The sequence below is a fragment of the Sphingobacterium bambusae genome (genome assembly GCF_033955345.1).
GTDB classification, from domain to species: Bacteria; Bacteroidota; Bacteroidia; order Sphingobacteriales; family Sphingobacteriaceae; genus Sphingobacterium; species Sphingobacterium bambusae.
The window spans coordinates 342,405-357,714 of sequence record NZ_CP138332.1 but is presented as its reverse complement, the minus strand read 5'-3'; the positions used below and the strand labels follow the sequence as shown (position 1 = coordinate 357,714).

Annotated in this window: 10 protein-coding genes; 8 read left to right on the top strand and 2 right to left on the bottom strand. The window is 44.8% G+C overall.

Annotated elements, in window-relative coordinates; all coding sequences use genetic code 11:
- The first annotated feature begins 40 nt into the window (after positions 1-40).
- On the top strand, positions 41-1,267 hold the full coding sequence (locus tag SCB77_RS01520) for an IS256 family transposase (RefSeq protein ID WP_320184669.1): 1,227 nt from the start codon (positions 41-43) through the stop codon (positions 1,265-1,267).
- Positions 1,268-1,561: 294 nt separating this feature from the next.
- On the opposite strand, the gene SCB77_RS01515 is transcribed toward SCB77_RS01520, so the two are convergent.
- Positions 1,562-1,909: a winged helix-turn-helix transcriptional regulator gene (locus SCB77_RS01515; protein WP_320184668.1), complete on the bottom strand. Its 348-nt coding sequence runs from the start codon at positions 1,907-1,909 to the stop codon at positions 1,562-1,564.
- A 105-nt stretch (positions 1,910-2,014) separates the two neighbouring features.
- Here SCB77_RS01515 and SCB77_RS01510 point away from each other — a divergent pair, with 105 nt between their 5' ends.
- Positions 2,015-2,710, top strand: coding sequence for a nitroreductase family protein (locus SCB77_RS01510; RefSeq protein WP_320184667.1), 696 nt, complete (start codon positions 2,015-2,017; stop codon positions 2,708-2,710).
- 121 nt (positions 2,711-2,831) lie between these two features.
- Here SCB77_RS01510 and SCB77_RS01505 read toward each other — a convergent pair whose 3' ends face one another.
- On the bottom strand, positions 2,832-3,194 hold the full coding sequence (locus tag SCB77_RS01505; RefSeq protein ID WP_320184666.1) for a winged helix-turn-helix transcriptional regulator: 363 nt from the start codon (positions 3,192-3,194) through the stop codon (positions 2,832-2,834).
- A gap of 80 nt (positions 3,195-3,274) precedes the next feature.
- Here SCB77_RS01505 and SCB77_RS01500 point away from each other — a divergent pair, with 80 nt between their 5' ends.
- The 6 genes from SCB77_RS01500 to SCB77_RS01475 all read left to right on the top strand — a co-directional run bounded on the left by SCB77_RS01500 (position 3,275) and on the right by SCB77_RS01475 (position 15,307).
- A complete protein-coding gene (locus tag SCB77_RS01500; protein WP_320184665.1) occupies positions 3,275-3,637 on the top strand; it encodes a hypothetical protein in 363 nt (120 codons plus the stop codon).
- 709 nt (positions 3,638-4,346) lie between these two features.
- Entirely contained in the window at positions 4,347-5,351 is a 1,005-nt protein-coding gene (locus tag SCB77_RS01495) for a TlpA disulfide reductase family protein (RefSeq protein WP_320184664.1), read from the top strand.
- Positions 5,352-5,594: 243 nt separating this feature from the next.
- Complete coding sequence (locus SCB77_RS01490; protein WP_320184663.1) at positions 5,595-8,639, top strand: SusC/RagA family TonB-linked outer membrane protein; 3,045 nt, start codon at positions 5,595-5,597, stop codon at positions 8,637-8,639.
- Between the two features lie 10 nt (positions 8,640-8,649).
- On the top strand, positions 8,650-10,188 hold the full coding sequence (locus tag SCB77_RS01485) for a RagB/SusD family nutrient uptake outer membrane protein (RefSeq protein ID WP_320184662.1): 1,539 nt from the start codon (positions 8,650-8,652) through the stop codon (positions 10,186-10,188).
- A gap of 456 nt (positions 10,189-10,644) precedes the next feature.
- Positions 10,645-13,809, top strand: a complete 3,165-nt coding sequence (locus SCB77_RS01480) for a SusC/RagA family TonB-linked outer membrane protein (RefSeq protein WP_320184661.1) — start codon at positions 10,645-10,647, stop codon at positions 13,807-13,809.
- Between the two features lie 7 nt (positions 13,810-13,816).
- Positions 13,817-15,307, top strand: a complete 1,491-nt coding sequence (locus SCB77_RS01475; protein WP_320184660.1) for a RagB/SusD family nutrient uptake outer membrane protein — start codon at positions 13,817-13,819, stop codon at positions 15,305-15,307.
- Positions 15,308-15,310: the final 3 nt, after the last annotated feature.

Sequence of the window (15,310 nt, the reverse complement as noted above, 5' to 3'; positions counted from 1 at the left end):
AAGGATAATAAATAGAAATATTATTTTTGAGATAGTAATTATGAGTATTAAAGAAAGCGATTTTGATTTTGAGTCCATGAAGGATAAAGCTCTAGAGCAGTTACGCAGCGGAGAATCACTTTATGGCAAGAATGGAGCTTTTGCTCCATTAATGAAAAAGTTTTTAGAAGCAGCGTTAGAAGCTGAAATGGAGAGCCATATGGACGAGGCCCAGCGCTCCAGTGGTAATCGGCGTAATGGCAAGTCCAGCAAGCAGATCCGAACTTCGGATGGTACGATCGATATCGAAACACCCCGTGATCGTCGATCTACCTTCGAGCCCCAGCTGGTTAAGAAACGCGAGACTATTTTAGCTGAGAGTCTTGAGAAGAAGATTTTAGGTACGTATGGTCTTGGCATAAGCCTGCGTGATATTTCGAACCACATCAAGGAAATGTACGACACTGACATCAGCCACAGTACACTTTCTTCCATTACCGATAAGATCATTCCTGAGATCAAGGAATGGCAATCAAGAAGCCTAGATTCTCTTTATACGATCGTGTGGATGGATGCTATGCACTACAAGGTAAAAGAAGATCATCGTTTTGTTTCTCGGGCAGTATACAATATCCTTGGCATTGATCGAAATGGGTACAAGCATTTACTGGGAATGTATGTTTCGGAAAATGAAGGTGCTAACTTTTGGCTGAGCGTACTGACCGATTTACAGAACCGGGGTGTGGAGGATATCTTGATAGCCTGTATCGATAATCTAAAAGGCTTTTCAGAAGCGATACAAAGTATTTTTCCCGACACCGAAGTGCAGACCTGTGTCGTGCACCAGATCCGTAATAGCTTAAAGTATGTGGCCAGTAAGGACCAAAAGGAATTTATGAACGACCTAAAACCAGTGTACCGAGCCGATACATTGGATCTTGCCGGACTGCGGATGGATGAACTTCAGGATAAATGGGGCGAAAAGTATCCGGTGGTCATCGACTCGTGGCGGCGTAACTGGGATCGTCTGACCACCTATTTCCGATACGATAAATACATCCGAAAATTGATATACACCACTAATACGATCGAAGGGTTCCATCGCCAGGTCCGTAAGGTAACTAAAACCAAAGGTGCCTTCACCTCAGATATGGCCTTATTGAAACTGGTCTATTTAGCACATAAAAACATTAAGAAAAAATGGACGATGCCACTGGCCAATTGGGGGACTACTGCGCAGAAATTAGCAATTTGGTTTCCGGGAAGAATGGTGTTAGATTTGCAATAAGCAAAATGGCTGAATTACCGCCCCGCGGGGTGGTAATTCAGCCACTGACACAGTTTGTTTTACACACCCGAATTATCCAATAGAAATCCGGAAGTTTCGATTTGTTAATTACCTGACGAAGAATTTTTGGATCTACTCTTAGCTATAAAGGACTATACAACAAACGAGCTTCCTCGATTTATCGATATGCCGTTGTGGCTCCATTCTATTTTTTTTTAAAATGGCCCTAGTTCATTAAAATGATCGTTTGAATTTCGCCTAAATAAAGTACAATTTCTAGTAGTAATGGCACGATTAGCCAATGATATGTTGACGATGTTCCGAACCCCAGCGGGCGAGATGCATAATCACTTCTTTTAAACTTTTTCCGTATGGGGTGAGCTCATAACTAACCGCTATGGGCTGGGTATCGAGTACTGTGCGTTTGACCAGACGGTCTGATTCAAGTTCCTTGAGCTCTTTACTTAGCATTTTATTGGAAATACCCTCGATATCCGAAAGTATTTCCGAAAACCTGCGCTCCTTACTATAACATAATACAGCAATGACGGAAATCTTCCACTTCCCGTTAAGTACATCCATGGCATCATGAACCGCTCTAACATCTTTCCTACAATCTTTATTAAATGCGTTTTCCGACATAAGTTACCTTGTTACTTTTTGGTTACCGTTACTTTTGTATACCAAGTTACAAAACTAAACACAATAGTGCTAAGTTTGTCATTATCGAATTTTTAATGATTTACTATGGCTTTATTAAATGATTTACATTGGCGTTATGCCACAAAGAAAATGAATGGACAGGTCGTTCCCCAAGATAAACTGGATTACATTTTGGAAGCTGCAAGATTGGCACCTTCTTCTTCGGGATTGCAACAGTATAAATTGATCGTAATCTCCGACAGAGCACTGCTTGAAAAGATAAGGACGATTGCTTATAACCAAAGTCAGATTACCGAATGCTCGCATCTGCTGATCTGGGCTGCTTGGGATGGCTATAACGAGGATCGCATCTCGGAACGATTTAATGAGATGATGGATCTGCGGGGATTGCCTCACGGCACGATGGATGCCTATAAAAATACGATCTTGGAGCTCTATAAAAATGCAGGGCCCGATTGGCAGGCACATCATGCTGCAAAGCAGAGCTATATTTCTTTTGGATTAGCCATCGCCGCCGCCGCAGAGCAGAAGGTTGATGCGACGCCGATGGAGGGTTTTCTTGCCGATCAGCTGGATGAGCTGCTGAGTCTTCGTAAAGATGGGTATCGTAGCACGGTTATTTTGCCGCTTGGTTACCGAGAGGAGGCCGGTGACTGGCTTGTGAATATGAAAAAGTTTCGCTTATCCAAGGATGAATTTATAACGGAGATGACGCTCGCTGATGCGGCAGATATCAAAGGTACTGTTTCGCTGGATCTTAATGACTTTGCCCAAAAGTAGAACGCGTAATGTTGTGGTCCCTGAAAGTAAGGCCACATGTTGCTAAGTCCTATTGGCGGAAGTGTACGGTAGGAATGGTAGCTTTACTATTCCTACATTTTTTTTGGTGATGGAGCTACGTTTATTGCTCGGATTTCCAGCTGTCGCTCCATCGATGTAGGTTATCAATGACCTCCAGTAAAGCATATCCTTTTGGGGTTACTGTGTAATGAATTTGCGTGGGCGTAGTATTTGGTACTAATGCTTTGGTGATCAAGGATTCTTTTTCAAGCTCTCGGACCCTTGAGGCAAGTATATGCTCGGAAATGCCCGTAAGTTGGCCGGCTAGGCTAGAAAATTGCTTATGTCCAATCGATATTTCATACAGGATGGCCATTAGCCAGCGCTTTCCGATATAGCTTAGGGTATCGTTGACATTACAGCGCTGAGCCAGTTGCTGCTTGTTGGCCTGATTTGTTGAGGATTCCTTGATGCTATGTGACATTTGTATACTAATAAAAAAATGAGTTATTGTATCGCTACTTCTCTGGAGATACCTTTGAATCAAATATAAATATTTACGATATGGAAATAAAATCTGTAGTGTTACCAGTGGTGACGGATAATTTTGAGCAAACGGTAGAATTTTATAAAAAGGTGTCGGGTAGTGAAGTGAGCCTCACCGCTGCCCACGATGGATACAAATTGAGCCAAGTAGATCGCTTTGTGATTTTAGGAGCACTTGGTGATCCGAAAGCGCTAGAGATTCCTAGTTTAGTTAACGCCATCTTTGTAGTAGACGATCTAGCGGCATATTGGTCTATCCTAAAAGATCATTGTAGATCGGTCATTATTCCGGTTAACAGGGTGAGTACCGGAACCCGTTTTATTGTGGAGCAGCTCGATGGCAAGGTGATCGAATACCTTCAGCTTAATGAGTCGCAATAGCTTGTTATCGAGAAACCTGAGAGCTACTTAGCCGCTTTTATCGCTGCTAGGCTAGCTTAGCGTATAACTATGCGGGAACAATCGAGCGTAGGCGGATCGTTCCCGTATTCCATTCTTTGGTAGATTGGAAGAGTCATTCTCGAAGTATTCTAGGTACATCCCCAAACTTCATGTTTTGTCCCAAGGACACGCTATACATCTGAGAAATGTACCCCCGTTTTTTTTCGATGAATCTGTGTCTTTTTTGCAACGTGAATACCATTGCTTTTGCATGGGATATTCCTCCTTACGAGCTTTCTTTTTTGTGCGGTTAGATTTTTAAATTAAATCTACTAAATTAATAGACTTAATTATTTTTATTTATATATTTGTTTCCGTATTCGTTTCTCAATTGGCGTTGGCAACGATCTGTATTAACTTTAAACAGTCTATGAAAGCAATGAAACTACCTCTATTTTATTTTCAGCTCTATCCATCTTGTCTATCTCTAGACTTTTGCTATCGAATGCCTTAGGGTGATTCGGTTGCCTCAGCGAACATACAATCACCCACAAAAATATACCGGAGTAGGGATAGCAATCCAAGGTACTTTAAGGTGCTCTTGAAGATGCTGTTTCCCCGATCTGCCGAATTGTAGCGCTATTGTCCGCTCATCGATTGACGGACGGTATAGCTTTAACTATTCTTACCACTAACACGTAATTAACCCATGAAAAAGAAGAATCTACTCCTTATTTCCACTTCGCTGTTTGCTGCAATCAGCAGCTACGCGCAGCATAAAGCTAATCTGCAACTTACCGGCACGGTGAAAGGTGCAGATGCCAAGAAGATCTATCTGCAGCAGTACGATAACAAAATTTTTAAAATCATTGACTCTGCAACGATTGAGCGTGGTAAATTTAATTTTAAAACCCTCGTGGAATTGCCCGAACTCTACGGTCTGAGCATTGCTAGAGATGGCAATCCTTATCCCGTTTTCTTAGAGCAGGGACATGTGCAGGTCAGTGTCAGCGAGGATGGTTCTGCATATAGCGTACAGGGTTCTAAAGCGCAGGCCTATTTCGAAAAGCTTCGGGAAAACAGTAGGGGACTTAGTGCTGAGGAATTTATAGCCAAGGATCCTAGCTCCATTGTTTCAGCATATGCACTGTTTCGAAATTATTCCTATTCGCTATCTCCAGAGGAAATCACGCGTCATATTGCCTTGCTCTCACCCGCATTGCAGCAGACACAGTATGTGCGAATATTGCGCGATCTGGTAGAGAAGCAAACTGCCGTAGCACCGGGAAAAAAGGCAATTGACTTTTTCTCCAAAGACCAGGATGGAAAGGAAGTCCGTTTTTTTGACCACTTGGGAAAGGGCTATGTGTTACTGGATTTTTGGGCCGCTTGGTGCCCGCCGTGCCGAAAGGAGAACCCCAATATTGTGGCTGCCTACAAGCAATATAAAGACCAGGGATTTTCGGTGTTCGGTGTTTCCTTGGATAAGGAAAAGTCGGCCTGGCTGAAAGCCATAAACGACGATGGGCTTCACTGGACGCAGGTTTCGGATTTGGCATTTTGGGATACCCAAGCGGCGGCCCTTTACGGTGTTCGTTTTATACCCAGCAATCTTTTGGTCGCCCCCGATGGAACGATCGTAGCCAAAAATATAAAAGGGGAAGATCTGCAACGTAAGCTAGCCGAGATCTATGGACAGGGCGAGAAACCCTAGGTCTATTGTCCAAAAAATAAAAATCATCCTTATCTAAAACCATATACGAAATGCACCTGAAGTTTATCCTTATCGATCATCCGATATGATCTGCCCTTGCCGTGATCAGCCCGAAACAAATGCTGATTTGCCGCTGGTTTTAAATTAACGGGAAAGGACTAGTTTCCCGTTAGTTTAATAACGAATGATGTATCAATTGTCGTTGGTACTTGAATTTTACGCACTATTAAACACTTCTAAAATATGAAAAATTCTGGAATACCGCTGTATTCTACCTGTTTTGTGTTGCTATATTTTTTGCTAGCAACAACTTATGCGCAGGTCGCTCCCCGACCAATAGTCAATGCTTCACTGGAGGGAACCGTCATTGACGCCCGCACGAAAGAGCCCATTGAAGATGTAACCATTCAGCTTGAGGCTGTAACGCATAGCGTGAAGACGGACCATGAAGGCCGCTTTCAATTTGTGACCGGACAAAAACTTCCCTTTAAACTGATCTTATCCCATCTGAACTATGAACAAACGACTTTGGTTGCCTCACGTAGTCCTATTGTGATCGAGCTTAATCCAATTGATAAACAGCTTGAGGAAGTTGTGGTAACAGGGGTTGCCCAAGGCGTTAGTCGCAAAAAGCTTTCTTTTGCCTTGACCAAAGTAGATAATGAATCGATCAATACGGTACCGGCGCTGGATGCGTCCACATCACTACGTGGCAAGGTGGCCGGTCTTCGCATCGACCAGTCGGGCGGGAATGCTGGAGCCTCTGTTTACCTGCGCGGCGCAAAGTCCGTTAGCGGAGATATTGAGCCGCTGATCGTCGTGGATGGTTTTGTAACCGGGCTAAGGCTCTCCGACCTGAATCCCAATGATATTGAATCCATAGAAGTGGTAAAAGGTGCTGCTGCTTCGGCTTTGTATGGTACCCGTGGGGAAGGTGGTATTATACAGGTGCTCACAAAAAGTGGTAAAGGCCGCGGAAATATCCAGATCAGTGTGGATAATGAGCTTGGCTATTCCAGCATTTTGCTATTGCCGCCCACATCGGATAAACATCATTTTAAAGTAAATCCCGATGGCTCATTTCTTTTGGTAGATGGCGCACGGGTGATCGATTATCAAGAAAATGGCTTTTCGGTCAATTTACATCCATACAAAGATGCATACGACAATACAAAGAATCTGTTGGGCCCCAGCAGCTACTATACCAACTCTTTTGCCGTGGCGACTAGTGGTGAGAAGTCGAACATTTACTTATCGGGGCAGAACCAGAACAGGGGTGGCGTTTCTCCTGTTGTCAAGGCTGATAAGCGGCAAAATTTGCTGTTTAACCTCGGGTATAAGGTGTCGCCTAAGCTAAGTGCCGATCTTACGGCACAATACGGATATTTCAATACACCTTCCAGCGCTGTCTCCTCCAGATCGGAAGGGTTGCTTTATTCGACCTTATTAGTAGAACCACATATAAACCTAGCTGAGAAGGTAGCAGACGGGAAATATGTTTATCTGCCGCAGGGCAGCGCACTATCGGGCCAGCAGTGGACCAATCCCTTTTATAGGCTTAGTAATGCTGAGTACAGTTACCTAACCGAAAATTTGCTGCTTGGCGGGAAGTTGCGCTATACAATTTCTGACCATTTGAATGCCGAAGGAGCTCTTTCGCTACAGACTAAAAACTACAATGTAGAGGAGTACTATCCGATCGGCTATCAGACTATTACGCCTGACGTGGAACTCAATAACGGTAATTTCGGGCAGCAGACGCTGCGCTCCAATACTAAAAATGGTCAGTTTCAACTGAACTATAACAGGACAACGGGAAAGGTCGATTGGGGCCTTACGGCAAAATATGTCTATGAATCCTCTCAGGCAACCGGCTTTGAAGCATCTGGTCGTAATCTCACCGGCCCAGTGAAGAGCCTTCATGTTACTGAGCCAAGTACGCGTCAGGCAGGTACCTCTTGGGAGAAAACAGTAAATCACGGCTACTTTCTGAATGCTAAGCTCGCTTGGGCGGATAAGTTTTTTGTCGATGCGCTTGGCCGATTGGACCAAAGTTCCCGTTTCGGCCGTGATGTGGGGACGGCCTTTTTTCCACGGATATCCGCTGCCTACCGACTCACCGAAGATATCCCTTTATATCCATTGACAGAATTCAAGGTTCGTGTGGCATACGGACAGGCAGGAAGCTTGCCACCATTTGGTGCAAAGGATAGCCGCGTAGCGATATCCAATTCCGGTGGGGTGAGCTATACGCAGAATGACAATACCGATCTTAAACGTGCGGTTACCGAGGAAACCGAACTGGGCTTTGATGCGATTCTCTGGTCGAGGTTAAATGTGCAGTTCAACTATGCGTTTTCCAATAGTACAAATGATTTTATTTCGGTACCTGCTTTCGGGCCTATCTCGGGGTCGGCGAATATCTACGATAACCTAGGTTCGGTAAAATCCAATTCCCTGGAACTGGAGGTCAATGGAGATGTTGTTTCCAAGCAAAAATTTTCCTGGAACACGGGCTTGACCTTTAGCAAAGTGAGGAGCACGATTACCTCGCTGGGCGATGTCCCCGAATTTACGCAGAATGGCTACCGTAAGGCGGTTGGAGCCAGTACTTCGGCCATCTATGGATACAGTATCCATTCTGATCTGGGACAGCTGGAAACCAATTCGGAAGGTTTTGTGACCAATGCGGGAAACGGTACAAAACGAGTAGAGGACTATGTGGTCAATGAGTTTGGTGTGCTAGTGGAGAAAGCTGCACTGGGTACGGCTAACGAAGCGCCTGTATTTTATGTTAATGCAGCGACCGGCAACGCCAAGATTATTGGCGAGGCTACACCTGATTTTACCGTAGGCTTCAGCAATACCTTCTCCTATGGCCCCTTGTCGCTCTATGCGGTGGTCGACTGGCAGCAGGGGGGCGAGAAGTTCAACGAAACGGCCCAATACCTTACCTACGTTTATCGATCCCGTTTTTCGGATCTCTCGGCCGAGGCGGGTAAACCGTTGAATTTTACGACGCAGGTGTTCAATGCATCCCAGGTGACGGATTTTTGGATCGAGAAAACCACGTATGTCGCTTTGCGCGAGCTATCGCTTTCTTACAAATTACCTACGGAATCCCTAGGTCTATCAAAAGTTCTGAAAAATGCTAATCTAGCACTTATCGGTCGAAATCTCTTTATCCTGACCAATTATCAAGGTGTCAACGTGGATGGAATAGGGCAGGATGGCTTTAATTACCCGTCCTACAGGATTATCTCGGGCAAATTAACTTTCAACTTCTAACGCTCAAACAATGAAAAAAATAATATATAGTTTGCTTACGCTGGCATTTTTGTCCTCCTGCGAGGGTATTGACTTTGATGACCCAACGACCTTGACTAATGAAGAGGCCGTAGAAAAAATTAAGAGTCTGGGGTATGTGCTAACGACCAGCAGCGTACAGACGGCTTTCAAGAGTACCACAAACAATGCTGGAGGATCGCATTTTAGCCTTTGGGCAGATCAATCTACAAATACCAATGGAAGCCAGTCTTGGTGGAATTTTGCAAACGAACCCAGGCTTAGGCTTAACAACAACTCGGCTTATCGCGGAAATGCCGCCGTCAGGGAGATCTATTCCAATTTCTATCAGGCAAATTTGGATGCAACCAAGGTTATTGATCTGATTGAAGTGCAGGGAGTAACGATTTATGATGAACAGGGTGCGGACCGTACGGCCGATTGCCTGGTTGGAGCCTACTATGCCAAAGGCATCGCTCAGGGTTACTTGGGCGTCATCTTTGATCGGGGGATCATTGTTGATGCGGTGGACATCACCCAACGGGAATTTCCGCATTCCTACAAGCAGCTAATCGATAACGGAATTGCCCATCTAGATAGGACCTTGGAGCTGATTGAGGCCACGCCTAATTTAAAGTTCGATTTTCTTACTGGAGTTAGCATTTCAAAAACGGAACTGGTTTCGCTGACCAATGCGATGGCTGCGCGTATCTTGTCATCCGTGGCGCGGGACAAAGCGGAAGCTGAAGCATTGGGCGAAGCTTTTTGGCAGCGCGTGTTGAGCTATGCAAATAAGGGGTTTACCCAAGACTTTATGATTACGACGGTTGTCGGCGGCTACTACAATGCCCTAGTCGATGTATTGGAGCGCCCTTACGGAACGGCTTCTTATGTTCCGCTGGATATCAAGGTCGCGTACCTAGCGGACAAAAATAGAACGACACCTAATTACTACCCCCTAAACAATAGTACGATTCTCGGACCTATCGAGACGGACGACAAACGGTTCTATCAATATTTTACCTACACAAGCAACTTTGGAATTCTACTAGAAGCACGCGGACGTGGATTGTTCAGCAATTATATGCGATCGCGTTGGATGTATCCTCGCTTGAGCACTTTAAATGTTGCTGGCGCAGTAAATCCTTACTTTCTAGCTGAAGAGGTGCGCTTGCTGCGCGCGGAAGCGAAATTTTGGTTAAAAGATTACACTTCTGCCGCGGCGGAGCTCAACACGACAACAGCTGCAAGAAAAGCTAAAGGCGGCTTACCGGATATTCTTGCAACGCAAGATGCTCTCAGAGCAGGATTGCATTACGAATATACTATAGAGATCGATGCCGCTGGCGGAACGTTTGTTCCCTTTTCATTTATGCGAAGGCATGATCTATTGCAGGGCGGCACACCTACGCAATTCCCAATTCCACAGATTCAACTGGAGCTGATTGGGCTGGAAACATACACCTTCGGCGGTAAAGATTATTTCGGAGAAACCGGGATTTACGGTGAACGCGCTACGGCAGCAGATGTTGGCTGGAAACGTTCGCAGTAGACTTTTTCAACGAATCGGGAAGGGGGATGCCTGTGTCAAAACCATATGGCAAAGCCCTTCCTAGTTAACGCTATGAAAACAAAAATGCCGTGTCGTAGATCTAATAGACCGTGCTAGGTGGAGTTATTGTATATTATTTCTGCAGTCTTTCAACAGCATTATAAAAAGCAAATAACAAATAAAGTCTACTAAATTAGTAGTATATTTACGTTGGATCCAAAATTCGAGAACTAAAAATTTAACTTAAACTCTTTGACGCGATGAAATTCTTTTATAGACCCCCTATATAGCGTGGTACAAGCTGAGCTTCTTTTGTAAATTTTTTGTTCGTCCTTACTGAGGTTTTCGACGGATGTTTGATAGTATTTACTCAGGAAGTTAGATAACACGTTATACTTATTTATGCAGGTACAATTGGCGTTGGCACTTGTTTTCTCTATTAACTTAACCTAATCTATGGATAGCATACGCTTATCTGGGTCTACTATTATGCTAGTAGGTCTTTTATCACTTTTTTTTCATTTACAAGCACAGCAAACGGCTCCAATCGTCCATGCGAAATTCGAGGGCGTCGTTACAGACAGCATAACCGGCCGACCGATCGAGGGGGCAAACGTGCAGCTTGAAACCGTTACGCACCGTGTAAAAACCGATCCGGATGGTCATTTCCAATTTGTAACTGGACAGAAATTTCCGGTGCAAATAACGGTGTCTTACCTGGGGTATAAAACGAAGACTGTAACATTGTCCCAATCACCGATTATCATCGCTTTGCAGCGCGCAGAGGAAGAGCTCGATGCTGTGGTGGTCGTAGGTTACGGCAGGCAGAAGCGAAAGAACTTCATCGGATCGGTTTCGACTATTGAAGGCGGTGCGCTAGTAGATCGACCAGTTCAAAGTTTTGATCAAGCACTGATGGGGCAGGCACCTGGTGTCAGTGTGGCATTGCCCAATGGACAGCTGAACAGTCCACCGGTCATTCGTATTCGAGGAGTAAACTCTATTTCTTTAAATGCCTCTCCATTGATCGTTATTGATGGGGTGCCGGTAACGAGTGGGCAGGTATCCAGTACTCGTGCGTCCAATAATCCATTGGCCGATATCAACCCTAATGACATCGAATCAATTAGCGTACTTAAAGATGCTGCATCGACATCGATATATGGATCAAGAGCCGCTGGAGGGGTAATCCTCGTTACAACAAAGCGCGGAAAGCAGGGTAGTACGAATGTCAATTATGACGGGTGGGTATCAATCGCCAATGCAATGCGGATTCCCAAAGTACTGAATGCCGAACAGTATACCACAATAAAAAATGAATCTATAGCAAATGCCAGCGCTATCGATGGCATAAGCAGAACACCAGTCTATTTTTTGAGCAGTTTGACTGACGGATCAATTGTTGATACTGATTGGAAATCCTATGTGTATAGAACTGGCTTCTCGCATAATCATACGGTGAATGTATCGGGAGGAAGCGAGAAGGTTAACTACTATATTTCAGCCAATGCTACCGACCAGTCAGGTTTTCTTGTTGGCAATGATTTCGACAGAAAGGGCCTACGATTTAATCTGGATAACCAAACAACTGCGTGGTTAAAGTTATCGGCTGGCGGAAGCTACAGCAACAGTAATAATCAATCATTTGACTCGGGAAGTTTGCCCGGAGCCTCCATGACCACCACCGGATCTACGCGCCTGGCTTTAGTCCTACCTCCGAATATTCCTGCATACAACGAAGATGGTAGTTACCATCTTAATCCAAATAGCGGCACGCTTGGCTCCGGACAAAACAAGACGACGATACCTTTGTACAATCCCGTTTCTATTTTTGATCTTTCCCGAAACCATTCGAACAATAGTCATTTCCTCGGGAATTTCAGTGCTACCTTGAAGCCTATTGAGAAACTTTCCCTAACATCGCTCTACGCGGTGGATCGTATCGATGTTCAAGATGAAGCATATCGTAGCCCACTGTTGGGATCGGAAGCTTACACTACTGGTGGGGCTGTCACCAACACCTCGGTCATTCGGCTTAACCAAATATGGACCAACACCGCTCAATATAATACCGTGATTGGTTCTGAACAGGCGTTTAATGTATTGGTCGGGTTTGATATTCAACGAAATAAATTGTCCTCGTGGGGCGCAAGGGCTACGCAGGCTTCTGATGATTTCTTTACCTATTACCAGGGCGGTTGGGGCAGTGTAGTCGCTGCGGGCAACAATAGGGGTGAGCGGGTTTATGCTTCCTTTTTTTCACGATTGAACTATGAGTTGGCAGACAAGTACCTGCTTACCGTTAATTATCGACGTGATGGAAATTCGGCACTTGCGCTAGGGAGAAAATATGGCGATTTTGGTGGTGTGGCGGTAGGTTGGCTCCTTTCTGATGAAACTTTTTTCCGTAACTCTTCGTTGGCTCGCCTATTTTCTGATGTCAAGGTCAATGCAAGTTGGGGACGAGTCGGTAACGGAAACCTAGCAAATGATTATAGCTCTTACGACTTATACTCCTCATCGCTTTACGGTAACGTCGGCACTTGGGGAATTAGTCAGCAAGGAAATCCCATGCTTTCTTGGGAAACTAGTGATCAAACAAATGTTGGGTTAACTTTCTCCACTTGGAAGCAACGTCTGAAATTCGAACTGGCTTATTTTAAAAATAACGTTAATAATCTTATTCTTAATACACCGCAATCTTTGTCCAAAGGTATCCCTGGAAATACGATTTTAGCTAATGTCGGATCCATGTACAATCGAGGATTTGAGTTGGGAGTTAACGCGGATATATTGGCTGAGGGCAATTTTACTTGGAATGCAGGTTTTAATCTTTCCGCGTTACGGAATGAGGTAACAGCATTGGCCGATGGAAATGCCGACATCATTGGTGCGACGGGAACCGGGAATACCAATGTCACACGCGTAGGATATGCCGTTGGAAGTTTGTATGGGCTCAAGACCATTGGCGTGAATCCGGAGAATGGACAGCGGATTTTCATGAATGCAAAGGGCGAAGAGGTGCAGTATAATGGTCTTGGAAAATGGACGTACCTCGATGGGGGTAATGCCGCCTCTTTATCGGGTAATGACTTCTACCTGTTAGGTAATACATTGCCAAAATGGTACGGCGGATTCAATAACCGCTTGGCTTACAAAAATGTCGAACTTGTGCTGAATTTTACCTACGCAGGTGGACATTACGTGATGAACAGGACACGGTCGACGTTGACAGATCAAATATTTTTTAATAACTCAACCGAGATACTTGACCGTTGGACAACGCCTGGTCAACAGACTAACGTGCCGCGCGTAGTGTCTGGAGATCGAATTTCCTTTGGCGGCTCCACGCCGATATCGGAACATGTTGAAAAGGCAAATTTTCTGAGGCTACAGCAAGCACAATTGTCCTATTTGCTTCCTGCTCCATTGCTTGACGTGCTGAAATTTAATAAAGTACGCTTTTTTGTGCAAGTGAATAACGCTTTCCTATGGACGAACTACACGGGTATTGACCCCGAAGTATCATCGAACGGCGATTCCAATGTGGCGCCCGGTGTCGAATACAATACAGCTGGGCTCGGCCGTACATTCACCTTTGGTTTGAACCTTACATTTTAACATGACAATGAAAACGAGAAAAAATATAAATAAGAAATGGGCTAAGCGCCGTAATTTCTATTTGGGGACATGGCTATTGCTCATCCTTCTTACGGCAGCCTCTTGTGAAAAGATACTCGATACGAATTCCGAAATCGCCATCAGTTCTTCGAGTGTATTTCAAACAGCTGCACGTATAGAGGGCTTGGTGAACGGCAGTTACAAGGCGTTAAAAAGCGCTAACCTCTATAGTGGTCGCCTTCTTATGTACGGCGATCTGCGCGGGGAAGAATTTGTAATACGTACAGAAAATGCGTTAACCGGGGGCTATGTATGGGAACATACCACCACGAATCTCACCGGTGATGTCAATGAACTTTGGGCGCAGCTCTACCGGGTCATAAACAGCACAAATATTTTGATTGAGGGACTGAAGCAGCCAATACAGGTGCTCGCTGAAGAAAAGCGCCTACAGTACCTTGGTGAAGCACATTTCCTACGTGCCTTGTGTTACTTCAATCTCGTTTCTTTTTACGGCAGACCTTATGCGGATAGCAATGGTGGCAAGAAGGCGGTTCCACTTCGTCTGCAGCCCGAATCTTCCTCGGCCAACAATGATTTGGCTAGAAGCAGCACGGCAGAAGTTTATGCTCAGATCATTGCCGATCTGGACTTCGCGGAACAAAACCTGCCTTTGAGCTATACCACGCCCTTGCTAAATACCACGCGAGCCCACAGGAATACAGCGATAGCTTTTAAAACAAGGGTTTATCTCCATGTCCAAAATTTTGACAAGCTTAGACAGGAAGCCGAAAAGATCGTTCCGCAGCATACCGAACCATTTCAGGCGACCTCGGGCGTGAACAACAAACTCATGGCGGACATTTCCAGCATTTTTTCGAGCAATTACACATCCGAGGAATCTATCTTCTCTATTCCGATGTCTACGGAAGATCCTCCCGCAGGATCCGCACTCTCCAATGTGTATTATTATGCGCCTGATTTTGTACTAAATAGTAGTGCCAATGGAATTGTTTCGGACAATACGTGGTCAAATTCGGATAGACGGAGAACGTTTGTTCGGTTGGATGCCGGTTTGAATTTGTATTTGCTGGCGAAATACCTTAAACGAAATCCAAATACGGATTATATACCAGTGATCAGGTATGCGGAGGTGTTACTGAACTTCGCTGAAGCGGAGGTTCGAAGTCCTGGCGGTAGTCTTGCTAAGGCGGTTTCTTTAGTAAAAGCAATTCGAAATCGAGCGGACGGAAGCTATGTTTTTACTAGCGAAAGTTTAACGTCTTCCAATATACTGGAGACCATTGCTAGGGAGCGAAGAATTGAATTTCTGGGCGAGGGGTTACGTTCCTTTGATATTACGCGCAACCTGCTGTCCTTTCCAGCCAAACCTTCGTTAAGCAGCTTCACCGCACGGCAAGTAAATCCAACCGATGAAGCATACGTGCTGCCTCTGCCAAATGGAGAAATACTGACCAATAAATTAATTAATAACTAATAC